Source organism: Streptomyces sp. CA-250714 (assembly GCF_050936705.1).
Lineage (GTDB): Bacteria > Actinomycetota > Actinomycetes > Streptomycetales > Streptomycetaceae > Streptomyces.
In genome coordinates this window covers 1,397,611-1,420,023 of record NZ_JBNJMI010000002.1, presented here as the reverse complement: position 1 = coordinate 1,420,023, position 22,413 = coordinate 1,397,611, and the positions used below count along the sequence as shown (strand labels likewise).

The 22,413-nt window shown below is 71.3% G+C and carries 20 protein-coding genes; 13 read left to right on the top strand and 7 right to left on the bottom strand.

All coding sequences use genetic code 11. The features are described from left to right. The first annotated feature begins 300 nt into the window (after positions 1-300). The 3 genes from cmk to der all read left to right on the top strand — a co-directional run bounded on the left by cmk (position 301) and on the right by der (position 3,243). A complete protein-coding gene (cmk, locus tag ACQEU8_RS25255; protein ID WP_433104876.1) occupies positions 301-1,035 on the top strand; it encodes a (d)CMP kinase in 735 nt (244 codons plus the stop codon). Beyond that, the gene (locus ACQEU8_RS25250; protein ID WP_433104874.1) at positions 1,032-1,688 is read left to right on the top strand and encodes a lysophospholipid acyltransferase family protein; all 657 of its coding nucleotides are present in this window, start codon (positions 1,032-1,034) and stop codon (positions 1,686-1,688) included. The genes cmk and ACQEU8_RS25250 overlap by 4 nt, the downstream gene beginning before the upstream one ends. A gap of 76 nt (positions 1,689-1,764) precedes the next feature. Beyond that, entirely contained in the window at positions 1,765-3,243 is a 1,479-nt protein-coding gene (der, locus tag ACQEU8_RS25245) for a ribosome biogenesis GTPase Der (protein WP_433104872.1), read from the top strand. A gap of 56 nt (positions 3,244-3,299) precedes the next feature. Here the strand turns inward: der and ACQEU8_RS25240 are convergent, their stop codons facing one another. After that, positions 3,300-3,554, bottom strand: coding sequence for a hypothetical protein (locus ACQEU8_RS25240; RefSeq protein ID WP_433108701.1), 255 nt, complete (start codon positions 3,552-3,554; stop codon positions 3,300-3,302). Between the two features lie 251 nt (positions 3,555-3,805). Further along, positions 3,806-4,684: a hypothetical protein gene (locus tag ACQEU8_RS25235; RefSeq protein ID WP_433108699.1), complete on the bottom strand. Its 879-nt coding sequence runs from the start codon at positions 4,682-4,684 to the stop codon at positions 3,806-3,808. Between the two features lie 458 nt (positions 4,685-5,142). Between ACQEU8_RS25235 and ACQEU8_RS25230 the strand changes: the two genes are divergently transcribed. The 5 genes from ACQEU8_RS25230 to ACQEU8_RS25210 all read left to right on the top strand — a co-directional run bounded on the left by ACQEU8_RS25230 (position 5,143) and on the right by ACQEU8_RS25210 (position 9,868). After that, the gene (locus tag ACQEU8_RS25230) at positions 5,143-5,790 is read left to right on the top strand and encodes a transglycosylase family protein (protein WP_433104870.1); all 648 of its coding nucleotides are present in this window, start codon (positions 5,143-5,145) and stop codon (positions 5,788-5,790) included. Between the two features lie 255 nt (positions 5,791-6,045). Next, complete coding sequence (locus ACQEU8_RS25225) at positions 6,046-7,299, top strand: glycosyltransferase family 4 protein (RefSeq protein WP_433104868.1); 1,254 nt, start codon at positions 6,046-6,048, stop codon at positions 7,297-7,299. Then, entirely contained in the window at positions 7,296-8,297 is a 1,002-nt protein-coding gene (locus ACQEU8_RS25220; protein WP_433104866.1) for a hypothetical protein, read from the top strand. The genes ACQEU8_RS25225 and ACQEU8_RS25220 overlap by 4 nt, the downstream gene beginning before the upstream one ends. A gap of 95 nt (positions 8,298-8,392) precedes the next feature. Then, the gene (locus ACQEU8_RS25215; protein ID WP_433104864.1) at positions 8,393-9,379 is read left to right on the top strand and encodes a helix-turn-helix transcriptional regulator; all 987 of its coding nucleotides are present in this window, start codon (positions 8,393-8,395) and stop codon (positions 9,377-9,379) included. A gap of 273 nt (positions 9,380-9,652) precedes the next feature. Beyond that, positions 9,653-9,868, top strand: a complete 216-nt coding sequence (locus tag ACQEU8_RS25210) for an I78 family peptidase inhibitor (RefSeq protein ID WP_433104862.1) — start codon at positions 9,653-9,655, stop codon at positions 9,866-9,868. Between the two features lie 42 nt (positions 9,869-9,910). Here the strand turns inward: ACQEU8_RS25210 and ACQEU8_RS25205 are convergent, their stop codons facing one another. Both ACQEU8_RS25205 and ACQEU8_RS25200 read right to left on the bottom strand, forming a co-directional pair. Continuing rightward, positions 9,911-10,819, bottom strand: a complete 909-nt coding sequence (locus ACQEU8_RS25205) for a phosphatase PAP2 family protein (protein ID WP_433104860.1) — start codon at positions 10,817-10,819, stop codon at positions 9,911-9,913. 268 nt (positions 10,820-11,087) lie between these two features. After that, positions 11,088-12,251: a glycosyltransferase family 39 protein gene (locus ACQEU8_RS25200; RefSeq protein ID WP_433104858.1), complete on the bottom strand. Its 1,164-nt coding sequence runs from the start codon at positions 12,249-12,251 to the stop codon at positions 11,088-11,090. Between the two features lie 328 nt (positions 12,252-12,579). Between ACQEU8_RS25200 and ACQEU8_RS25195 the strand changes: the two genes are divergently transcribed. Together ACQEU8_RS25195 and ACQEU8_RS25190 are read left to right on the top strand one after the other, a co-directional pair. Further along, positions 12,580-14,220 (top strand): MFS transporter, encoded by a 1,641-nt coding sequence (locus tag ACQEU8_RS25195; protein WP_433104856.1) that lies wholly within the window; start codon positions 12,580-12,582, stop codon positions 14,218-14,220. Positions 14,221-14,300: 80 nt separating this feature from the next. Beyond that, positions 14,301-15,485: an acyl-CoA dehydrogenase family protein gene (locus tag ACQEU8_RS25190; RefSeq protein WP_433104854.1), complete on the top strand. Its 1,185-nt coding sequence runs from the start codon at positions 14,301-14,303 to the stop codon at positions 15,483-15,485. A gap of 57 nt (positions 15,486-15,542) precedes the next feature. Here ACQEU8_RS25190 and ACQEU8_RS25185 read toward each other — a convergent pair whose 3' ends face one another. After that, on the bottom strand, positions 15,543-16,001 hold the full coding sequence (locus ACQEU8_RS25185) for a cell division protein SepF (RefSeq protein WP_433104852.1): 459 nt from the start codon (positions 15,999-16,001) through the stop codon (positions 15,543-15,545). A 477-nt stretch (positions 16,002-16,478) separates the two neighbouring features. On the opposite strand from ACQEU8_RS25185, the gene ACQEU8_RS25180 reads away from it, so the two are divergent. Beyond that, positions 16,479-17,393, top strand: a complete 915-nt coding sequence (locus tag ACQEU8_RS25180) for a S1 family peptidase (protein WP_433104850.1) — start codon at positions 16,479-16,481, stop codon at positions 17,391-17,393. A 597-nt stretch (positions 17,394-17,990) separates the two neighbouring features. After that, positions 17,991-19,034: a S1 family peptidase gene (locus ACQEU8_RS25175; RefSeq protein WP_433108697.1), complete on the top strand. Its 1,044-nt coding sequence runs from the start codon at positions 17,991-17,993 to the stop codon at positions 19,032-19,034. A gap of 187 nt (positions 19,035-19,221) precedes the next feature. Here the strand turns inward: ACQEU8_RS25175 and ACQEU8_RS25170 are convergent, their stop codons facing one another. Both ACQEU8_RS25170 and ACQEU8_RS25165 read right to left on the bottom strand, forming a co-directional pair. Beyond that, on the bottom strand, positions 19,222-20,250 hold the full coding sequence (locus tag ACQEU8_RS25170; protein ID WP_433104848.1) for an aspartate-semialdehyde dehydrogenase: 1,029 nt from the start codon (positions 20,248-20,250) through the stop codon (positions 19,222-19,224). A 125-nt stretch (positions 20,251-20,375) separates the two neighbouring features. Beyond that, positions 20,376-21,086, bottom strand: coding sequence for a TetR/AcrR family transcriptional regulator (locus ACQEU8_RS25165; protein WP_433104846.1), 711 nt, complete (start codon positions 21,084-21,086; stop codon positions 20,376-20,378). 128 nt (positions 21,087-21,214) lie between these two features. On the opposite strand from ACQEU8_RS25165, the gene ACQEU8_RS25160 reads away from it, so the two are divergent. After that, the gene (locus tag ACQEU8_RS25160) at positions 21,215-21,979 is read left to right on the top strand and encodes an SDR family NAD(P)-dependent oxidoreductase (RefSeq protein ID WP_433104844.1); all 765 of its coding nucleotides are present in this window, start codon (positions 21,215-21,217) and stop codon (positions 21,977-21,979) included. The last annotated feature ends 434 nt before the right edge of the window (positions 21,980-22,413 follow it).

Sequence of the window (22,413 nt, the reverse complement as noted above, 5' to 3'; positions counted from 1 at the left end):
CCTCCGGCCGGGAGGTGCCCCCACCAGCCACAACGAAACCCGCAGCCTGCGGACGACAGGCAGGGGCACCCCGTGGCCAGCACACGAGAGGGACGGGGCAAGACCCGCGGAGACGGCCCAAACGCAGGGCACCGTGCCGCCTCGGCACGCGGCAAGCTGGAGGGAGGGCCCCGCCTCGAACGCGGGGCCTGACACGACCGTGGCAGCCGGTAGCCTTGTGCGGGGACCCGGCCGGTCCCGTCCGTCCCCGTGCGCCGCCGCGCGCCGAGAGCTCCAGACCCACGAAAGGTGCCCACAACCGTGTCTGCAACCCCGGCAGTGATTGTCGCCATCGACGGCCCCTCCGGCACGGGCAAGTCGAGCACCTCCAAGGCCGTCGCGGCCCAGCTGGGGCTGAGCTACCTCGACACCGGCGCGCAGTACCGGGCGATCACCTGGTGGATGCTGAACAACGGCGTCGATGTGGCCGACCCGGAAGCCATCGCGGCGGCCGCGGGGAAGCCCAGCATCGTCTCGGGCACCGACCCGCTGGCCCCGGCGATCTCCGCCGACGGCGTGGACGCCTCGGGCCCGATCCGTACCCCGGAGGTCACCGCGGCGGTCAGCGCGGTCAGCGCGGTGCCCGAGGTCCGGGAGCGGATCACCGAGTTGCAGCGGACCATCGCGGCCGAGGCGCGGGGCGGCATCGTCGTCGAGGGCCGGGACATCGGTACCACCGTGCTGCCCGACGCCGATCTGAAGGTCTTCCTCACCGCCTCGGCCGAGGCCAGGGCCGCCCGCCGCAACGGCGAGCTGAAGTCCGCCGATGGCAAGCCCGTCAGCGACCTGGCCGCCACCCAGCAGGCGCTGGCCGCGCGGGACAAGGCGGACTCCAGCCGTAAGACCTCCCCGCTGAAGAAGGCCGACGACGCCGTCGAGGTGGACACCACCGAGCTGTCCCTGGAGCAGGTCGTCGAGTGCATCGTCACGCTCGTGGAGAAGGCCGCGGCGGACAAGGCCGGCCCTGCGGAGAACATGGAGAAGGCAGCCAGGTGACGGGAACCGACTCCGCTGCGAGCGAGCGGGGCGCCGCTGTCGGCCGCCGGATCGGCATCGGGCTGATGTACGGCCTGTGGCGGCCCCGGGTGCTGGGTGCCTGGCGGGTGCCGCCGAGAGGGCCGGTGATCCTGGCGGTCAACCACGCGCACAACATCGACGGACCCATGCTGATGGGCACGGCGCCCCGGCCGGTGCACTTCCTGATCAAGAAAGAGGCGTTCATCGGGCCGCTCGACCCGTTCCTGCGCGGCATCGGCCAGCTCAAGGTCGACCGCAGCACCGCCGACCGTACGGCGGTCACCGGCGCGCTGGCCGTGCTGGAGCAGGGCGGGGTGCTGGGAATCTTCCCCGAGGGCACCAGGGGCGAGGGCGACTTCGCGGCGCTGCGGGGCGGTCTCGCCTACTTCGCGCTGCGCTCCGGTGCGCCCGTCGTCCCGGTCGCGGTGCTCGGCAGCTCGGACCGCCCGAGCCGGGTGATACGGGCGCTGCCGCCGCTGCGCAGCCGGGTCGATGTGGTCTTCGGCGACCCGTTCACCGTGGGCGACGGATCCGGGCGCCGGACCAGGAAGGCGCTGGACGAGGCCACCGTACGGCTCCAGGAGCGGCTCGCCGGGCACCTGACCGACGCCAGGCGGCTCACCGGCCGCTGACCCGTACCACCCGCACCAGCAGCCGCGGCACCGGCAGCAGCTGATCAGACCCGCTGAACGACGAGGACGAGACGTCATGAACGACCAGATGCACCCCGCCGACGACGGCACCGAGCACGTCCACGGCGAGCTGGGTGACGCCGAGTTCGCCGAGTTCATGGAGCTCGCCGCCGAGGAGGGCTTCGACCAGGAGGAGGTCGAGGGCGCGCTCGGCGAGGCGGGGCACGGTCCGCTGCCGGTGCTCGCTGTCGTCGGCCGCCCCAATGTCGGCAAGTCGACGCTGGTGAACCGGATCATCGGCCGCCGCGAGGCTGTCGTGGAGGACCGCCCAGGAGTGACCAGGGACCGGGTCACCTACGAGGCCGAGTGGGCGGGCCGCCGCTTCAAGGTCGTCGACACCGGCGGCTGGGAGCAGGACGTCCTCGGTATCGACGCCTCCGTCGCGGCGCAGGCCGAGTTCGCCGTCGAGGCCGCCGACGCCGTGGTGTTCGTGGTTGACGCCATGGTGGGCGCCACCGACACCGACGAGGCCGTCGTCAAGCTGCTGCGCCGCGCGGGCAAGCCGGTGGTGCTGTGCGCCAACAAGGTCGACGGCCCTTCGGGCGAGGCGGACGCCGCCTATCTGTGGTCGCTGGGCCTGGGCGAGCCGTACCCCGTCTCGGCACTGCACGGGCGCGGTACGGGCGACATGCTGGACGAGGTCCTCAAGGTGCTGCCGGAGGCGCCCCGGCAGACCTTCGGCGGCACCCCGCTGGGCGGGCCGCGCCGGGTCGCGCTCATCGGCCGGCCCAACGTCGGCAAGTCCTCCCTGCTGAACAAGGTGGCGGGCGAGGAGCGCGTCGTCGTCAACGAGCAGGCGGGCACCACCCGCGACCCGGTGGACGAGCTGATCGAACTCGGCGGCAGGACCTGGAAGTTCGTCGACACGGCGGGCATCAGGCGGCGGGTCCACATGACCGAGGGCGCCGACTACTACGCCTCGCTGCGCACCGCGGCGGCGCTGGAGAAGGCCGAGGTCGCGGTCGTACTGATCGACGTCAGCGAGTCGATCAGCGTGCAGGACCTGCGCATCATCACCATGGCTGTCGACTCCGGCCGGGCCGTGGTGCTGGCGTACAACAAGTGGGACACCCTGGACGAGGAGCGCCGCTACTACCTGGAGCGGGAGATCGAACAGGAACTCGTCCAGGTGCGCTGGGCGCCGCGGGTCAACGTCTCGGCACGCACCGGGCGGCATATGGAGAAGCTGGTCCCGGCCATCGAGACCGCGCTGGAGAGCTGGGAGACGCGGGTCCCGACGGGCAAGCTGAACGCTTTTCTCGGCGAGATCGTCGCCTCGCACCCGCACCCGGTGCGCGGCGGCAAGCAGCCCCGCATCCTCTTCGGCACCCAGGCCGGGACCCGGCCGCCGCGGTTCGTGCTGTTCGCCTCCGGCTTCCTGGAGGCCGGCTACCGGCGGTTCGTGGAGCGGCGGCTGCGCGAGGAGTTCGGCTTCGAGGGGACGCCGGTGCAGATCTCGGTACGGGTGCGCGAGAAGCGCGGCCGCAAGAAGTAGCCCCGGCACGGCCCGCCCGGCCGGGGCTTCGAGACCAAGCCCCCCGCCGGGGCGGCTCAGTGGTGGTGGCCGTGGCGGGGCGCGGGTGGCAGCGCAGGCAGATGCCAGGAAGGGGTCTGCCAGGCCGGCTGCTCCTGGTCGCCCCAGGATCCCGTCCCCGTGCCGTGCACCGTGCCGAACCCCTCGAAGCGCAGCTCCTCCTCGCCGGTACGGTCGCCGGGCAGTGCCCGGAAGAGTCTGCGGTACTCCGCGTACAGCGAGTCGTAGATGGGTGTGGACCCTTCCGTGGACGAGCTGTGCGGTGTCCGCATCCGGGGGACCGCCGGGGCGCCGGCCGCGCTCACGGCGCGCCCGTGGCCGAGGTGGGAGTGGTGGGCTCGGAGAGGCTCGTATTGCTGCACGTCTGCCCAACGACCGTGCGGCGCCCCGGATGCGGGCCCGTGCGACGAATGACCGGATCGCACAGGTTGTCCCTGTTCGTACTTGCTCTGCTGGTGCACGCTCTCGCCCCCGGCCGCCCCCTGCGGCCGGGGGCGGTTCGGGCGCGGCGGCTGTGGGCGGCTCATGTGCCCGTCAGCGGCATGGTGCCGGCGACCAGGACGCCGCTTGCCGCCGCCTTCTCCAGCGCCTCGCGCATCAGGTCCTCGCGGGGCTGTGGGCCGATGGAGCCCGCTGGTGCCGCGTAGACCACCACGGTGTGGCTCTTGGCCGCCGCCGTGCGCCAGCCCTCGGTGACGGCGAGCGGCTGGTGCGCCTGCCACCAGGCGACCGGCTGGCCGCCCGGTGAGGCGGGTGGCTGGAAGATGGCGTGCAGCTGCCCCATGGCCACCAGCACCGACCAGCCGGCCACCGGTGCGGGCAGCCGGCCGACTTCGGTGACGGGCATGAAGCCCTGCTCGATCAGCAGCGGGAGGAAGTCGTCACCCGGCCCGTCCGAACCGGGGCGCGCGATGGGCCCGGTGGGCTCGACGACGATGGCGGGGTGCGCGGTGTCGTCGATGAGGACCTGCCCACAGGTGACCCCGAGCACTGCCTGGCGCGGCCCGGTGTCGGGCACCGCCGGGCGGGAGGGGGCGGGGGGCGGGGGAGCGGCCGGGGAGGGAACGGCGGGAGCCGGGGCGGCGGGAGAGGGCGCGGGCGGCGGCTCGGTGTGTCCGGCCGGTGGGGCGGTCTCGCTCGCCGTGATGGAACGCACGGCGCCCTGGAGCTGGTCCTCGGTGACGGTCACGACCTGGGAGGGGATGCACGCCGCGTGCGCGAAGGCGAGGACGGCGGTCTCCTCACCGATGAACAGCACGGTGCTGGTGCGCTCCCGTTCGGTGTTGCCCCGGGTGCGGCACGAGGTGCAGTCGTAGTCTCCTGGGGCGTTCTCTCCGGCGAGCAGCCTGTCGGCTTCTGCTTCGCCGATCTCGGCGCGTACGGCGTCGCTGACATCGAGCATGGGGGGCACGGGAGCTCCTGGCTTTGGGTTCCTGTTCGCCTGGACAACGGGTGATCTGTGGTCACGGTCACGCGCGTGCGCCTGCGCGCGTCCCCGATTCGTACGTAATCGGTCACGCAGGTGGGGGAAGAGTTCACGTCCCGTCAATAACTGGCAATGGCAAGGAAGTTCGAGGGGTGAAGTGACTCACAAGAAGCGGGCCGAGCTGTCAACTACTGCCCGGAATACGGTGGTTTGGGGGGTGTCCTAAAACTGATGTTATACCCGGTAACCAGGGCATGGCCTGCAAAGACAAGGTTCTGGTTGAAACCCGGGCGAGGTGCTCTCTACATTCCACGACGGTGCAACGAGCACCACCCGGGACACGTGGAGCCGAGTGCGGGCGCCCGATGCGCCGACCGCACTCGCCCACACGGGGGGAGACAGGGGGTTTCCCGGGTTCGTGGAGAGGGTTTGATTTGTCCAAGCGTCGTACAGCAGTGCTCACGGGTGCCGGCCTCGCCGCCCCGCTCGCCCTGCTCGCCGCCACGGCTCCGACGGCCTCGGCGGCGTCGAACGACGGAGTGTGGGACCGCATCGCACAGTGCGAGAGCGGAGGGAACTGGCAGACCAGCACCGGCAACGGTTACTACGGTGGTCTCCAGTTCTCGGCCGGCACCTGGAAGGCGTACGGCGGTGGCGCCTACGCGCCCACCGCAGACAAGGCCAGCAAGGCGCAGCAGATCGCTGTCGCCACCAAGGTGCAGCGGGCTCAGGGCTGGGGCGCCTGGCCCAGCTGCTCGGCGAAGGCGGGAGCCTCCGGCACCCCGCCGCAGACGTCCCAGCCGGCCCCCGGGCCTGCGCAGTCCGGACAGGGCGGCGAACAGGGGGGCGGACAGCAGTCCGCGCCGCAGGCCGGGTCCGGGTCGGACGACCGTCCCGCCACCCACCCCAACCGCGGCTCCGCACGCGGTGGCTCCGGCAACTACACGGTGAAGACCGGCGACACCCTCGGCTCGATCGCCGACGCGCACGGGAAGAGCTGGAAGGACATCTACAGCGCCAACAAGGACGTCATCGGGGGCGACCCCGACCTGATCCTCGCGGGCCAGAAGCTCAACGTCTGAGCTGCGTATGGCTCGCAGAGCTGAGCGGCCCCGTCAGGCAGTTGCCTGACGGGGCCGTCGCTTGTTCGTATCGGATCCCGAACGTTTCAGGTATCGAAAAGGTTCCCAACACAGGGTCACAGAAGTAAAACCATTCAGAACTCTTCTGAAACAACCCGCTCAATGTGCCCAACCCTCCCTGGTACTTAACGGTCTAGCTCGGTGACAGGCGGACAGAGGGGGACTGACCGCGAGGATGCGTGGGACTCGGGTAAAATGCACATTTCCTTTTTGCTCCACAACGGGTACGCCATCGGGGGAACCGTCCGTACCACCTACAACCTGGCCCGCAGTCTGGCCGAACACCATGACGTCGAGGTGGTCTCGGTGTTCCGGACCAGGGACCGGCCCGTCTTCGATCCAGGCCCCGGGGTGAAGCTGCGTCACCTCGTGGACACCCGCGGGGTGCGCTCACCGGAGAGCCTGGGCGCCGAACACACGCTGCCCGCCCGGGTCTTCCCGGAGGCCGACGGCAAGTACCCGATGTACAGCGCGCTGACCGACCGCCTCATCGGGGAACACCTGGGCAGCACCGAGGCGGACGTCGTCATCGGCACCCGGCCGGGCCTCAACACCCACATCGCGCGCCAGACCAGACGCGGACCCGTACGGGTGGGCCAGGAGCACCTCACCCTCGCGACCCACTCCCGCCGTCTGAAGCTCGTACTGCGCAGCGTCTACCCTCGGCTCGACGCGCTGACCACCGTCACCGAGGCCGACGCCGCCGACTACCGACGACTGCTGCGGCTGCCCGGCGTGCGGATAGACGCGGTGCCCAACAGCGTGCCCGAGCCCGGTGTCACCCCGGCCGACGGCAACAGCAAATGGGTCGTCGCGGCCGGCAGGCTCGCCCCGGCGAAACGGTACGACCTGCTGGTACGGGCCTTCGCCAAGGTGGTGGCCGAGCGGCCCGACTGGCGGCTGCGGATCTACGGGGGAGGCCGGGAGCGGCCGGGGCTGCGCACCCTCATCGACGAACTCGACCTCTACAACCACGTCTTCCTGATGGGCCCCACCCACCCCATCGAACCGGAGTGGGCCAAGGGCTCGATCGCCGCCGTGACCTCCAGCCTGGAGTCCTTCGGGATGACCATCGTCGAGGCCATGCGCTGCGGTCTGCCCGTCGTCGCGACGGACTGCCCGCACGGGCCCGCCGAGATCGTCCGCCCGGGCGTCGACGGCCGGCTCGTCCCGATGGGCGACGAGGACGCCGTCGCGGGGGCGCTGCTCGGCCTGATCAACGACGACGAACTGCGCCGCCGCATGGGCCGGGCAGCGCTCGCCGACTCCGCGCGCTTCGATCCGGCCCACATCGGGGCCCGCTACGAGTCGATACTGCGCGACCTCGTCGGCAAGGGCAGCCGCGGGCTGCACCGCACCCGCGCCTCGCTGCTGAGCGGGGCCTACGCAGTCAAGGACGCACTCACCGGCGCCGGGCCGGGAGCGCTCCAGGGAGGACGCACAGCATGAGCGGCAGCACCACCGAGAAGGCCACACCCAGGGCGACCGGCACCGCGGACAGCCCGCTCGCCCCGCTCCCCACCGCCGCGGGGGAGCAGCACGACAGAACCGCTGCAGACCCCGGAGAACCCGTGCGCCCCAAGCCCGACCGGCGCGGCCCGGCAGCCGACTGCACCGCCGACAGCGCAGGGGGCCTCACCTTCGATCTGAGACTCCCGGCAGCCGAAGCACAGGGCGGGGACGCGGGGTTGCTGCTGCGCCGCCGTCCGGGCCCCTCGGGCGAGACGGAGGAGGTCCGGCTGCCGCTGTCCCCGGTGCAGGAGGCCGAACCCGGCACGCTGCGCGCCGCGCTGCCCAGCACCGTGCGGCTGCCCGAGGGCCGCTGGAACGTCTTCCTCGTGCTCGCCGGCCGCGCCCCGCGCCGACTGTCCCCCGGCGTCAACGACCTGCGCTCGCTGGTCGACCGCGTCCCGCACGCGACCCGCGGCAGGCTCGGCGTCCGCATCCCGTACGCCACCAAGCACGGCAACCTCAGCATCCGTGCCTGGACGCGCTGGCCGCACGCCGAGGCGGGCGCGCTGCGGGTGAGCGACGGACTGCTGACGCTGAGCGGACGGCTGTACGGGGCCGAGGTGGCGGACACCGCACGGCTGGAGGCGTGGCCCCGGCGCGGCGAGACCGCGCCGGTCGTCGTGGAGGCGGCCGCGGAGAGGCCCGACCAGCGGGAGTTCACCGCAGTACTGCCCTACCCGCCGCTGGCCGCGAACCGGTTGTGGGACCTGTGGCTGCGCCCCGCGGAGGGGGCGGAGGCGGTGCGGATCGCGCGCATCCTGGACGACATCCCCGACAAGAAACGGATCTTCACCTACCCCGCGCACTCCGTCGAACCGCGCACCGCGCAGACACCGGAGACCGAGTCGCCCACCGCCACCGCGAAGCCCTATTACACGCTCAACAACGATCTGGCCGTACGGATCGACCACAGGAACGCAGCCGCGCGCCCCTGAAGGCGAGGGCCTCGCGGGCGGGGGACCGGCGCTCGCGGAGATGGGACCGGCGCTCGCGGACACGGGCTGTCCGCGAGCAGTGCCAGACTCGGCTCATGCTGGAGACCTCGGCACGCCTGCTACGGCTGCTCTCACTGTTGCAGACCCACCGCGACTGGTCGGGCAACGACCTCGCCCAGCGGCTCGGCGTCAGCCCCCGCACCGTCCGCAGGGACGTCGACCGGCTGCGCGAGCTGGGCTACCCCGTGCACTCCACCAGCGGCACGGCGGGCGGCTACCAACTCGGCGCGGGAGCCCAGCTGCCGCCGCTGCTGCTGGACGACGAGGAGGCGGTCGCCGTCGCCGTGGGGCTGCGCGGCGCGGCCCTCGGCGGCGTCGAGGGCATCAGCGACGCGTCGGCGCGCGCCCTCGTCAAACTCGAACAGGTCCTCCCGCACCGGCTGCGCCGCAGGGTGGGCGCGCTCAGCGAGTTCACCGTCCCGATGGTCGGCGCCCACCGCGGACCCGCCGTCGACGCCGGCACGCTGGCCGAGCTCGCCCACGCCTGCCGCGACCACGAACGGCTGCGCTTCCGGTACGAGAAGAACGACGGCTCCCCCTCCCGCCGTATCGTGGAGCCGCACCGGCTGGTGACCACCCACCGCCGCTGGTATCTGGTCGGCTGGGACACCGACCGCGACGACTGGCGCACTTTCCGGGCCGACCGCATCACGCTCACCCCGCCGCACGGTCCCCGCTTCGAGCCCCGTACGCCGCCGGCCGAGGATCTGGCCGCATGGGTGTCGGAGGGCGTGTCCACACGCGTCTATCCTGCTCGGGCCACGTTTCTGCTGCACGCGCCGATGGAGCAGGCGGCGGAGCGGATATCGATGTCGGCCGGGACGCTGGAGCCGCTGGACGAGCACAGCTGCCTGCTGCGCACCGGCGCCGTCTCGTTGGACGCGGTGCTGGTCCATGTGCTCATGCTGGGCTTCGACTTCGAGGTACGCGAACCGGCGGAGCTGACCGAGTGGGTCGGTGTGCTGCGGGACCGGCTGGGCCGCTCGCTGCCCCCGGCGGCACGGGAGCCGGAGGGGCTGTAATGCACTCTCCGGAGAGAACTCTTCGGAAAGAATTAAGGTGTTCTTCCCGCGCAGTTCCGGAATTCATAAGACAGTCGTCAACGCCGTTGATTCCGGCGGTGGCAGCGGAATGCGGAATTCTTTTCAATTGCGTGCGGGGCGGGGTGCGGAAGCCACGTACGAGTGAAGCGGGCAACGGGGGAGCGTGCACCGAGCGTTGTGACGCAAGCGTGACGCCGCCGCAGCGAAGGCGGGACTTCCGGCTGTTGCGGCCGTCCGCATACGGTGGGCCCCATGGCACCGGAATCCGCAGTACCGCGACCCCCCGACGACGACCCCGACAGCTATGTGGGCCTCGCCGCACAGGAGGCCGAGCGGCGTGCCCGGGAACGCGGCTGGACCAGTGTGCGTCAACTGGATCCGGACGCGATCATCACCATGGAGTACGTCACGGGGCGGCTGAACCTGGCGGTCAAGGACGGCCAGGTGGTGCGCTGCTGGCCCGGCTGACGGCCGTCGACGGCGCCGTCAGCGGTGCGAGTCCGTCGCGCGTCAGTAGCGCGAGGAGGCCGGGGCGCGTGCCTCGTCGGCCGTACGCGGCAGCGCCGTACGCGTCCCGCCCCCGGAGTCCTGCGCCGGCACCCGCGCGCCGACCAGTGGCTGCCGCGCGGAGACCGGCTGCCCGGCGGGCGGGGCGGCGGGGCTGGGGCAGGGCGCCAGCGACGAGCCCGCCGTGCTGAACCGTTCACGCAGCGCGAAGACGAGGGCCTCCACCCGTGCGATCGCCGGCTCGCACCACGGGAGCCCGAGAAGGATCAGCAGCCCGGCGGCCCAGCCGAGAAGGACGTCGCTCACCCAGTGCGTACCGAGGTAGACGGTGGTCGCGCCCACACCGAGCGCGAAGACGGCGGCGACGACGGACAGCCAGCGGCGGGCCCGCGGCGTGGTGGCCAGATAGGCGAGGATGCCCCAGGTCACCACGGCGTTGGCGGTGTGACCCGAGGGGAATATATCGCCGCCTGCCCACAGTTCGGCCGAGCCGACCTCCGTCGCGTAGTGCGGCCCCAGACGGCCCAGGCCGATCTTGACGGCGCCGACCGACACATTGAGCAGCAGTAGCGCGAGTCCCAGCGCCAACAGCGGCCGCAGCGTGCGCTGCCGCCAGGAGCGCCAGCCCAGCCAGGCCGCGACCAGCACCGCCGTGGGGCCACGCTGGCCCAGCACCACGAAGGCGTCCAGGAAGCCGTGGATGGCGGGCCACTGCTTGTACGGGCGGAAGAGCATGACCTGCCAGTCGAGCTGCACCAGCCACGTCGTGCCCAGCACGGCGACCACGATCGCCAGATAGAAGGCGACCGTGGCACTGAACAGGCCCAGCCGGACAGGGCTCATCCGCGGGAAGGGCCCGCGGGGGCGATGAGGCTCCTGCTCCAGCCGGGAGAAGATTCGGTCGGTACGCACCTAATCGAGATTACCGGGCGTGAAGAGCCGGTTCGGCGATGGCGGCCCGTTTGTGATGGCGATGTGATGTGCAAAAGCGCCCCGCGCAAGCTTAGGTTCTGTTTATCTCCCACGATTCCGGGGCCGATTGATTGTCCGGACGGGACCGTGAAGCGACTTCGGTCACAGGTGGGTTGGCGCGAATTTCCGCCATTCCCCGGTCGCGCGACCGGTTTTCCCCGCGCACCGTGCACCCGTGCACCCGCGTACGCCCGCCGTGCGCCGGATCTCACGGCGGGCCCGTGCCGTTGAGCCACCACGCCCCGTAACAGGCCGACGCCGCCGCCAGCGCGCACAGCGTCGCCGTCGTACGTGCCGTACTCCACCGGGCCAGCCCGGCCGCCGCGGGGAGCAGCAGCGGATAGGCGGGCAGCAGCAGCCGCGGTTTGGAGCCGAAGTACCCCTTGGCGCACAGCGCGAGGGCCACCACGACGCCCGCGTACACCAGCAGCGCGGCGGGCTGCCGCTGCCGTACGCACAGCACGTACAGCCAGATCACCAGGGCGACGCCCGCGAGCAGTCCGAGGCCGCCGACGACGGTGCCCGTCAGGTTCTCCCAGATGAACCCGGCGAACGCCCAGCCGCCGTCGAAGCCGTTGCCCCACTGGCCCTGGATGTCCAGATACCCCGTGACGCTTCCGGTGCGGAATCCCACCCACACGACGTACCCGAGCCAGCCTGCCGGTGCCAGCAGCAGCCCCAGCGCCATCCGCGCGCCGGGCCCCCGGCGCTCCCGCCGCAGCTCCAGCAGTGCCGCGATCCACACCGCGGCGACCACCGCGGCCCCCACAGGCCGGGTCAGCCCCGCCAGCGCCGCCAGCGTTCCGGCCCACACCCAGCGACCGGTCAGCACCGACCACAGGGCCCACGCGGCAAGCGCCGTGAACAGCGACTCGCTGTAGGCCATCGACTGCACCACACCGACCGGCACCGCCGCCCACAGCACCGCCAGACACAGCCCCGCGCGATGCCCGTGCAGCCGTGCGCCGGTCAGATACAGCGCCCAGGCCGCCGCCAGCGAGGAGAGCCAGCTCACCGCCAGTCCGGCGTCCGGCGCCGTCAGCGGCGAGAGCTCGGCCAGCCCGCGCTCCAGCGCCGGCAGCAGCGGGAAGAACGCCAGATCCGAGTGGACCCCGCCGTCCGGCAGCCGTACCTGGTAGCCGTACCAGCCGTCGGCGACCCTGAGGTACCACAGCGAGTCCCAGCGGGCCGTGAGCAGTTTGTGCGCGCTCGTGTCCCGCGCCGCGCTCCAGACCGCCAGCACGACCAGACCCAGCGCGCGCACGCCCGCGTACGCCAGCAGCGCGGCGGCGGGCCGCCGCCAGGCTCGCGTACGGGCATGCGCGGTGGCGGTCCGCGGCTGGGGCTTGCCGGGATCGGCGAGGTCAGTCATTCGGACGATTATTGGCCACCGGCCCGACGCGGCGGGCAGCGGGCCGGAAACCCGCGACGCTACGGCCTGTGCCAGGAAACCGCTGGAAAATCGCGGTCATAGTTGGCGGTGCCTCGGGCAGATGCACGGGCGACGATCCACCCGTTGAATGGGGGAGCGCTGGACGCCCGCGCCGGTTCGCGTACGCTGACCGGCACTCGCCCCTCTTCACCGGGGCCGGACGTCGACGCCGATCGGGCCGCGCGCGGGCAGGTCGCCGCGACCCGGGCAGCCGTCCCCCACCCCCACGGTCCGCCCCGCGGGTGCGAGAGCAACAGGAGGTGCGTACATGTCCGGGACGACCACGGCCATATCGCGGCAGGCGGCGGACGTCCCCGAAGGCGGAGCGGGAGTGCGGCGGCCGGGCGATGTGAACCGGTGGATCGTGCTCGTCGTGCTGTGCACGAGCCTGCTCCTGGTGGCCGTCGACGCCACCGTGCTGCACGTCGCCGTGCCCGCCGTCTCCGAGGATCTGCGGCCCGGCTCGATCGAGCTGCTGTGGATCGTGGACACCTATCCGCTGGTGTGCGCCTCGCTGCTGATCCTCTTCGGCACGCTCGGCGACCGGATCGGCACCCGCCGGGTGCTGCTGTTCGGCTACGCGCTGTTCGCCGCGGCCTCCGCCGTCGCCGCGTACGCGCACACCCCGGCCGTACTGATCGCCGCGCGGGGGCTGCTCGGGGTCGGCGGCGCCATGATCATGCCGGCGACGCTCTCGATACTCCGGGAGGTCTTTCCCGACCGCCGGGAGCGTGCGCTGGCCGTCGGTATCTGGAGCGCCGTCGCCGCGGTGGGCGCGGCTGTCGGGCCGCTGGTGGGCGGGGCGCTGCTGGAGCACTTCTGGTGGGGCTCGGTCTTCCTGATCAACATCCCGCTGATGGCCGCCAGCCTCCCGGTGGGGCGGTGGCTGCTGCCCGAGTCCGCCAAGGGCAGCGACGGCCCGTGGGACGTACTGGGCGCCATGATGGCCGCCTTCGGCCTCTTCGGGGTGATACTCGGCGTCAAGAAGGCCGGCGGCGGCGAACTGCTCTCGCCGCTGTGCTGGCTGCCGCTGCTGGCCGGTGCCGTACTGATCACACTGTTCGTACGCCGCCAGCAGCGGCGCCCCCACCCGCTGATCGACTTCGGCACCCTCACCCGCGCCGCTTTCGGCACGTCGGTCGGCTGCATCGTGCTGACGGTGCTGGCCCTGGTCGGGCTCGCGCTGATCGCGGCCCAGTACCTCCAGCTCGTCCTCGGGCTCTCCCCGCTGGAGACCGGGCTGCGGCTGCTGCCGCTGTCCGTCGCCGCGATTGCCGCCGGGCTCATCGGCTCCAGGCTGCTGGCGCTGCTGGGGCCGCGTGTCATGGTCGCGCTCGGCTTCGTGGTCACGGCGCTGGCCGTGCTGTGTCTGACCGGTGTGGGCCAGCACGACCGGCCAGGGCTGCTGATCGGCGGCTTCGTGCTGCTGGGCTTCGGTCTGGAGACGACCCTGTTCGGCTGTTACGAGTCCATGCTGAGCGAGGCCCCGCCCGGCCAGTCCGGCGGCGCGGCCGCCGTTGGCGAGACCGCCTACCAGCTCGGCGCCGGGATCGGCATCGCCTTGCTGGGCAGCGTGATGAACGCCGCGTACGGCCCGGGCGTACGCGCCGCCGCCCAGCGCCTCGGACTGCCCGGCGACACCGGCGCGGACGCCGGCCATTCGCTGGGCGAGGCGTATGAGGTCGCCGGTCAGCTCGGCGGCGCCCACGGTGAGGCGCTGCGGTCCGCGGCCCGCTCCTCGTTCGTCACGGGGCTGCATGTGACGTTGCTGGTCAGCGCCTGCCTGCTGCTGCTCGGCGCGCTGGCGGCGCTGCGGCTGCCCCGCAGGATGGACAGCGCCGGCAGCACGGCCGAGGGAGAGCAGGGACGCTCCGGGCACCCCTTGTCGCAGGGCGTTACCCAGCCGTAGCGTCAGCTGGGTAGCCGTGATCGTTCCGCTTCGCGTGAGCGTTCCACCTCGCGTGAGCTGTCCACCGAAAGGCGCCGCCCATGAGCTCGCTGCCCGCGTTCGACGCGCACGACCCGCTGGGACTCGACGATCTGCTCGACGACGAGGACCGCGCCGTGCGCGACACCGTGCGCTCCTGGGCGGCCGACCGCGTCCTGCCGTACGTCGCCGATTGGTACGAGCGCGGCGAGCTGCCCGGTATCCGGGACCTGGCCCGCGAACTGGGCTCCCTCGGTGCCCTCGGGATGTCGCTGACCGGCTACGGCTGCGCGGGCGCCAGTGCGGTGCAGTACGGCCTCGCCTGTCTGGAGCTGGAGGCCGCCGACTCCGGTATCCGCTCCCTGGTCTCCGTACAGGGGTCGCTGGCGATGTACGCCATCCACCGGTTCGGCAGCGAGGAACACAAGCAGCGCTGGCTGCCGTCCATGGCCACGGGCGAGGTGATCGGCTGCTTCGGGCTGACCGAGCCCGACCACGGCTCCGACCCGGGCGGTATGCGCACCTACGCCAAGCGCGACGGCACGGACTGGGTGCTCACCGGCCGCAAGATGTGGATCACCAACGGTTCGGTGGCCGGGGTCGCCGTGGTCTGGGCCCGTACCGACGAGGGCGTTCGCGGGTTTGTCGTACCGACCGACACGCCGGGCTTCTCGGCGCCCGAGATCAAGCACAAGTGGTCGCTGCGCGCCTCGGTCACCAGCGAACTCGTACTCGACGAGGTGCGGTTGCCGGCGGACGCCGTACTGCCCGGCGCGCAGGGGCTGCGTGGCCCGCTGAGCTGTCTGAGCCATGCCAGGTACGGGATCGTGTGGGGCTCCATGGGCGCCGCGCGCACCTGCTTCGAGACCGCGCTGTCCTACGCCACCGAGCGGGAGCAGTTCGGCAAGCCGCTGGCGGCCTTCCAGCTCACCCAGGCGAAGCTGGCCGATATGGCGGTCGAGCTGCACAAGGGGGTGCTGCTCGCACACCACTTGGGACGGCGGATGGACGCGGGGCGGCTGCGGCCGGAGCAGATCAGCTTCGGCAAGCTCAACAACACACGGGAAGCCATCGAGATCTGCCGCACCGCGCGGACCGTACTGGGGGCGAACGGGATCTCGTTGGAGTATCCCGTGATGCGGCACAGCACGAACCTGGAGTCGGTGCTCACCTACGAGGGGACCGTGGAGATGCACCAGTTGGTGCTGGGCAAGGCGTTGACCGGGGTGGACGCCTTCCGGGGATAGCCGCCTCCCGGGGATGGCCGACGCACCGGAGGGGCCACGTGGTGGCCCCTCCGGCGGTCAGCTCTGGTTGAAGAAGCCGCCGGGGTCGCGGCGGTCCTCGTTCGTGACGACGCTGTAGTCGGGCGGCGTCAGCAGGAAGACGCGGTTGGCGACCCGCTCGATGGAGCCGCGCAGACCGAAGGTCAGCCCCGCCGCGAAGTCGACGACCCGCTTGGCGTCCGCGGATTCCATGGCGGTGAGGTTCACGATCACCGGGACCCCGTCCCGGAAGAGTTCGCCGATACCGCGGGCGTCACGGAAGCAGTCCGGGCTGACCGTTGCGATCTTGGTGCCCTGGTCCTGCGCCGTCTCGGCCGTGACGCGGACTCTGGGGTCGGTGACCCACGGCTCGCGTGCGGCGTCCCCGGGCTCCGGACCGTCGGCGGGGCCGTCCGTTCCGTCGGCATAGTCGTAGTACCGCATCTCGCTGTCGTCGACGAGGCCCAGCCAGGCACTCGCCTTGCGCACCGATCCCATGGACGCCTCCTCTCCTCTGCGCGGTGTCCCACCGTTCTCAGCGCTCCGCCGCGGGTCCGCAACCCCTATGGTCGTCCATGATGCTGATGATGCGCCAAGCGGTTACCCGTCCAGCACGGCATTCGTGACGGTTCTGGTGCACAAAAGGGTGGCGCTCGGTCAGGTCGGTTGCGTTGCACGGCTGGTGACGGCGTGCAGGATGCTCCCCATTGTCCCGTTCCGCCCCCGGACGGATGGTCGCCGGTGACATCCGAGTGAGCGACCGCCCCGCCGTGCTCCCAGGTTGACCCAGGGGCCGGCCAGGGATTGGCCAGGCCCGTCTCCTCCCCACTCCGCCCGGCGTCAAACGGCGTGCGCCGCACGCGAACTGGACTCAAGGAGTCCGAAAGACGCCCTTGCGGGTCCGGAAAACCACTGCGAATACTCCATTCAGCGTTTGTCAGGAGCACGCTTGGTTTTCCCTGAACGGGAGGAAAAGTGAGGATCAAACGCACAAAAGCCATCGACAGCATGGCACGCCGCAGACGCAACCGGCTGATCGCCGCCGCGTCGGGCATGGCAGCGGCAGGCGCACTCATCGCACCGGCCACGGCCTCCGCAGAAGCTCCGTCCCCCCACACCTACACCGCGAGTCAGCTCAGCTCGGCAAGTGACGCCGTGCGGGCCGCAGATGTGGCGGGCACGGCGTGGCACGTCGACAAGGAGAGCAACAAGCTCGTCGTCGCGGTCGACAGCCGGGTCTCACGTGGAGAGATCGCCAAGATCCAGCGCGCCGCGGGCAACAACGCGGGCGCGGTGGAGATCGAGCGCGTCAAAGGCACGTTCAAGAAGTTCCTCTCGGGCGGCGACGCCATCTACACCGGTGGCGGCCGCTGTTCGGCCGGCTTCAACGTCCGCAGCGGAAGCACCTACTACCTGCTGACCGCGGGACACTGCACCGACCTCGGCGGCAACTGGTACACCAACTCCAGCCGCACCACCCTCATCGGCCCCACCGCCGGATCCAGCTTCCCCGGCAACGACTACGGGCTCGTGCGCTACAGCAACTCCTCCGTCCCGCACCCCGGCACCGTGGGCAGCGTCGACATCACCGGCGCGGGCAACGCGTCCGTCGGCCAGTCGGTGACCCGGCGCGGCAGCACCACCGGCACCCACAGCGGTCAGGTGACCGGGCTCAACGCGACCGTCAACTACGGTGGCGGCGACATCGTCTCCGGCCTCATCCGCACCACCGTGTGTGCCGAGCCCGGCGACAGCGGCGGCCCCCTCTACCGGGGCAGCACCGCGCTCGGTCTGACCTCCGGCGGCAGCGGCAACTGCAGCAGCGGCGGGACGACGTTCTTCCAGCCGGTGCCCGAAGCGCTCAGCGCGTACGGCGTGAGCATCTACTGACGTACAGCCTCCGGGCACGTCGGTTCCACCAGCACCTGCACTGATACAGCGCGGCCTTGTGCCCGTACACGCGCCCTGGGTGTGTGTACGGGCACTTCCGTGTGCGGGCCTCGTGCGCGGGCGATCCCGTGTACAGGCGCTTGCGGGTGGCGAGCGCGGCTTTGTGCGTGAGTGCGCGGGTGTGTTCGTGCGCGCACGTACGAACGCGCCGTACGAGCGGGCGCAGGGGGCTGTGAGGTGCTCCGATTCGTTGCCGGAATCCGGCTGTTGGGGGATGAATACCGGACAGGTCCACTCCTTACATCGCGAACACGCCGCGTCGCCCCGCGTGTTCGTTCTACCGGACGTCAGGGACAGGAAGGGACGTTCGGCACCTTGACAGGCAGACCGAACTTCCGGTCGGCTGACGCGATCTGAGCCTTGTGCGGCCATCGGTGGATCGCAATACTCGGCGCACAAGTTGGCATGGACGCGACTTCCTCTTGGGTAAGAGGCTCGTGTCCGTACATCCTCCGGGACCGCCCACACCTCGGGCGGGCCCAACCCCCCACTGGAGGTATCACGTTGTCCAACCACCGACGCGTACCCAAGCGGCGGATGCTGGTGGCCGGTGCGGGAGCCGTGGCCCTCGCGGCCGGCGCCCTCACTGTCACCACCGCCAACGCCGCCCCCGAAGCACCCACGGCCAAGACCCTCTCGGCAACCTCGGCGGCCAAGCTCGCTTCCAAGCTCACCTCGGACATCAAGGGTGACGCGGGCTCCTACTACGACGCCAAGGCCAAGAAACTGGTCGTCAACGTCACCGACGACGCGGCCAAGGAGAAGGTCGAGGCGGCGGGCGCCAAGGCTCGGGTCGTCGAGCACACGCTCTCCCAGCTCAGCTCCGCCAAGGACGCCCTCACCGAGAACGACGTCACGGGCACGGCCCGCGCCGTCGACGTGAAGAGCAACAAGGTTGTCGTCACCGCCGACAGCACGGTCAAGGGCGCCAAGCTCGACAAGCTGAAGAAGCAGCTCAAGGCCCATGGCAGCAAGGTCGAACTGAAGCGCACCAACGGCAAGTACACCACCAAGATCGCCGGTGGCGACGCCATCTGGGGTGACGGGAGCCGCTGTTCGCTCGGCTTCAACGTCACCACCAAGGACGGCAAGCCCGGCTTCCTGACCGCGGGCCACTGCACCACCGCGATCTCCTCCTGGTCCGACAAGCAGGGCGGCGAGCCGATCGCCGAGAGCGGCGACGGCAAGTTCCCGGGCGCCGACTACGGCATCGCCACCTACACCGGCGAGACCGAGCACCCGAGCGAGGTCAACCTCTACGACGGCGGCAAGCAGGCCATCTCCGGCCCCGGCGAAGCTGAAGTCGGCCAGAAGGTCACCCGTAGCGGCAGCACCACCAAGGTGCACGACGGCACGGTCAAGGCGCTGGACGCCTCGGTCTCCTACCCGGAGGGCACCGTCGACGGGCTGATCCAGACCGACGTGTGCGCCGAGCCCGGTGACAGCGGCGGTTCGCTCTTCGCGGGCGACAAGGCGCTGGGTCTGACCTCCGGCGGCAGCGGTGACTGCTCCTCCGGCGGCGAGACCTACTTCCAGCCGGTGCCCGCCGCGCTCGACGCGCTGGGCGCCAAGATCGGCTGACCCTGACCCCCCACCGGCCGATCGCAGTACCCGGCCACCACGCGGGATCCTGGTGAGCCCCTTACGCGGAGGGGCTCCAACCCCCCCACAGCGGAACCCCCCGGACTCGGTCCGGGGGGTTCCGTGGTGCTGTGCGGCCTTCGTGCCGCTTCAGTGCCGCTTACGGAGTAGTGCCGCTTATGGAGTGTCAGCTCAGCTCGGCCGCGACCAGCTCGGCGATCTGAACGGCGTTGAGCGCGGCGCCCTTGCGCAGGTTGTCGTTGGACAGGAAGAGCGACAGACCGTGCTCCACCGTCTCGTCGGCGCGGATACGGCCCACATAGCTGACGTCCCTGCCCGCCGCCTGGAGCGGGGTGGGGATCGGCGACAGCTCCACGCCCGGCGCGTCGGCGAGCAGTTCGGCGGCGCGCTCCGGGCTGAGCGGGCCCGCGAAGCGGGCGTTGACCTGGAGCGAGTGGCCGGTGAAGACGGGGACGCGCACACAGGTGCCGGAGACCTTCAGCCCGGGGATGTCCAGGATCTTGCGGCTCTCGTTGCGGAGCTTCTGCTCCTCGTCCGTCTCGGCCAGGCCGTCGTCGACGATCGAACCGGCCAGCGGCAGCACGTTGAAGGCAATGGGTCGCTTGAACTTGTCCGGCTCCGGGAAGTCCACCGCCTCGCCGTCGAAGGTCAGCCGAGCGGCGTCGTTCTCCACCGCCTTACGGGCCTGGGTCTCCAGCTCGGCGACGCCCGCCAGACCGCTGCCGGACACCGCCTGGTAGGTGGCGACGACCAGCGCGGTCAGCTCCGCCTCCGCGTGCAGCGGGCGCAGCACCGGCATCGCGGCCATGGTGGTGCAGTTCGGGTTGGCGATGATGCCCTTGGGGCGGCGCTTGGCCGCTTCCGGGTTCACCTCGGAGACGACCAGCGGTACCTCGGGGTCCATCCGCCAGGCCGAGGAGTTGTCGATGACGACCGGCCCCTGCGCCGCGACCTTCTCGGCGATCGCCTTCGAGGTGGCGCCGCCCGCGGAGAACAGGACGATGTCCAGCCCGGTGTAGTCGGCGGCGGCCGCGTCCTCGACGGTCACCTCGCCGTCCTTCCAGGGCAGCGTCCGGCCCGCGGAGCGCGCGGAGGCGAACAGGCGCAGCTCGTCGACCGGGAAATCACGCTCGGCCAGAATCTCGCGCATCACTGTGCCGACCTGACCGGTGGCTCCGACAATCCCGACCTTCATGGGGCTCCTTCTGCCTTTCGCTGAGCGCGCGGCTTTGCGAGGCTTGCGCCTTTCGCCGCGCTGGTGTCGTGCGTGCCCCTACCCTGCACGGTGCCGGGTACGGGGTGCCAGTACTTTGATTTCGGTCACAGCCCGGCACCGGGAGCGGGCTGACGTGCGGAGGCCTGTGCGCGGGGGGTGCGCAGTCCCTCGGTCAGCCCCCGCAGACAGCGTACGGCGAGTGCGGCGGGACCCTGCTCCGGATCGTCGGGCTCCGCCTCTGTGGTCGCCCAGGTCTCCATCGCGATCCGCATCGCGGCGTTGGCCGCGGCGGCCGTCAGCCGCAGCTCCAGCGGATCGGTGCCCTCGCGCGCGAGCCGGGTCAGTACGGGCACCAGCGCCTCCTCCGTCTCCGCGTGCACCCGCAGCCACACCGAGCGCAGCGCCGGGTCGCCGGGGACGGCACGCAGCAGGCCGCGGGTGCTCTCCAGGGCCTCGGCCTGGAGATCCGCGTACGGCCCGTCCGGAGTGAGCGCCGCCCGGACGGCGTGCTCCAGCGCCTGCGCCACGGACAGCTCGGCGGGCGCGGCGGCCAGGTCGGCCAGCCACTGGCGTACCCCGCCGGTCAGCAGTGGGGTGACCGCCTCCTCCTTGGTGCGGAAGTAGCGGTAGAAGGTGCGCAGCGAGACGCCCGCCGCCTGCGCGATGCCCTCCGCGGTGACGCCCGCCGCGCCGTGCTCGGAGAACAGCTCGGCGGCGTGCCGCGCGATCTCCCGCTGGGTCTCGGCCTTACGGCGCTCGGTGAGGGAGGGGCGGGGGGAGGGCCTGACGGGACGGGGGGAGGGCTGCGAGGTCATGGACGAAAGCGTATGCCGCCGGGCTGTCCGGGCTGCACGATAAGCCTTTACGGCACTGTGTGCCATTACGGCGTACGGTTGCAGGGCAGGTCCTGCTCGCCATGGAATCGAGCTTGTGAGGAGCAGTCATGAACCGCTTCACCGACCGCAAGGTCCTTGTCACCGGCGCGGGCTCCGGCATCGGCCAGGCCACCGCGCTGCGGATACTCGCGGAGGGCGGCAGCGTCGCCGCGGCGGACATCGCCGAGGCCGGGCTGGAGAAGACCCGCTCACTGGCCGCCGAGGCCGGTACGGACGGGCGGCTGAGCACCGCCCTCGTCGACATCGCCGACGAGGGCTCCGTACGGGAGCGGGTCGGCGCCGCGATCGAGCGTCTCGGTGGGCTGGATGTGCTGGTCAACGCCGCGGGTGTGCTCGATTCGCGGCACACCGAGAGCATGACCCTGGAGTTCTGGAACCGGATCATCGGCGTCAATCTCACCGGCACCTTTCTGGTGACGCGGCAGGCGCTGCCCGCGTTGCTGGCCGGCGGGCAGGGGGTCGTCGTCAATTTCAGTTCGACCTCGGCGAGTTTTGCGCATCCCTATATGGCGGCGTACGCCGCGACGAAGGGGGGCATTCAGGCCTTTACGCATGCCATCGCGGCCGAGTACAGCAAGCGGGGGTTGCGGGCCGTGTGTGTGGCGCCGGGTTCCATCGACTCCGGTATGACCCGGAATCCGGGGTTGCCGGAGGATGCCGATTTCGAGCTTTTCGCGAAGTTGGTGCCTGCGATTGGGGAGGGGTTCGCTGGTCCGGAGGTCGTGGCCGGGGCGATTGCGATGTTGGCCTCCGATGATGGGGGCTTCATCACTGGCACCGAGCTCCGCATAGACGGCGGCACCCACATGTGAGGGGCCGCGTTGTGGCGGCTCCTCCCGCCTGCCGCCGGGATGGCTGCTTGTGGGGGCACGCCTCCTTTGTTTTTCGGCTGCCGCCGAGGGGTCGTGTCGGGGGGCTCCGCCCCCCAACGGCCCCCCGCTAGGTGGGCTTCGCCCCCTAGGCCCCCCCTTCCGCAAGACCGCCACCTATTGACGTAAGAGCCGTCCGCTTCAGGGCTACTGCCTTTTGTCTGCGGGTGGCGCCCATATCTGGGGTTGGAGCAATGGGGGCTGTTATCCACCCCAGATATGGGCGCCACCCGCAGCGAATAGTCCTGGAGCGGGGGCGGGGGACTGATTGTCCAGACGGGGGCATGGGTTCGGGGGGGCTCCTAGGGGGGCGGAGCCCCCGTAGCGGGGGGCAGTTGGGGGGCGGAGCCGCCCCAACGCCTGTCCGGCGAGGACCG

What these genes read in the sequence shown, in the direction of transcription:
- der (WP_433104872.1), top strand. Translation starts at nt 1,765, where the DNA reads ATGAACGACCAGATGCACCCCGCCGACGACGGCACCGAGCACGTCCAC.
- ACQEU8_RS25240 (WP_433108701.1), bottom strand. Translation starts at nt 3,554, where the DNA reads ATGCGGACACCGCACAGCTCGTCCACGGAAGGGTCCACACCCATCTAC.
- ACQEU8_RS25235 (WP_433108699.1), bottom strand. Translation starts at nt 4,684, where the DNA reads ATGCTCGATGTCAGCGACGCCGTACGCGCCGAGATCGGCGAAGCAGAA.
- ACQEU8_RS25225 (WP_433104868.1), top strand. Translation starts at nt 6,046, where the DNA reads ATGCACATTTCCTTTTTGCTCCACAACGGGTACGCCATCGGGGGAACC.
- ACQEU8_RS25220 (WP_433104866.1), top strand. Translation starts at nt 7,296, where the DNA reads ATGAGCGGCAGCACCACCGAGAAGGCCACACCCAGGGCGACCGGCACC.
- ACQEU8_RS25215 (WP_433104864.1), top strand. Translation starts at nt 8,393, where the DNA reads ATGCTGGAGACCTCGGCACGCCTGCTACGGCTGCTCTCACTGTTGCAG.
- ACQEU8_RS25210 (WP_433104862.1), top strand. Translation starts at nt 9,653, where the DNA reads ATGGCACCGGAATCCGCAGTACCGCGACCCCCCGACGACGACCCCGAC.
- ACQEU8_RS25200 (WP_433104858.1), bottom strand. Translation starts at nt 12,251, where the DNA reads ATGACTGACCTCGCCGATCCCGGCAAGCCCCAGCCGCGGACCGCCACC.
- ACQEU8_RS25195 (WP_433104856.1), top strand. Translation starts at nt 12,580, where the DNA reads ATGTCCGGGACGACCACGGCCATATCGCGGCAGGCGGCGGACGTCCCC.
- ACQEU8_RS25190 (WP_433104854.1), top strand. Translation starts at nt 14,301, where the DNA reads ATGAGCTCGCTGCCCGCGTTCGACGCGCACGACCCGCTGGGACTCGAC.
- ACQEU8_RS25185 (WP_433104852.1), bottom strand. Translation starts at nt 16,001, where the DNA reads ATGGGATCGGTGCGCAAGGCGAGTGCCTGGCTGGGCCTCGTCGACGAC.
- ACQEU8_RS25175 (WP_433108697.1), top strand. Translation starts at nt 17,991, where the DNA reads ATGCTGGTGGCCGGTGCGGGAGCCGTGGCCCTCGCGGCCGGCGCCCTC.
- ACQEU8_RS25170 (WP_433104848.1), bottom strand. Translation starts at nt 20,250, where the DNA reads ATGAAGGTCGGGATTGTCGGAGCCACCGGTCAGGTCGGCACAGTGATG.
- ACQEU8_RS25165 (WP_433104846.1), bottom strand. Translation starts at nt 21,086, where the DNA reads ATGACCTCGCAGCCCTCCCCCCGTCCCGTCAGGCCCTCCCCCCGCCCC.
- ACQEU8_RS25160 (WP_433104844.1), top strand. Translation starts at nt 21,215, where the DNA reads ATGAACCGCTTCACCGACCGCAAGGTCCTTGTCACCGGCGCGGGCTCC.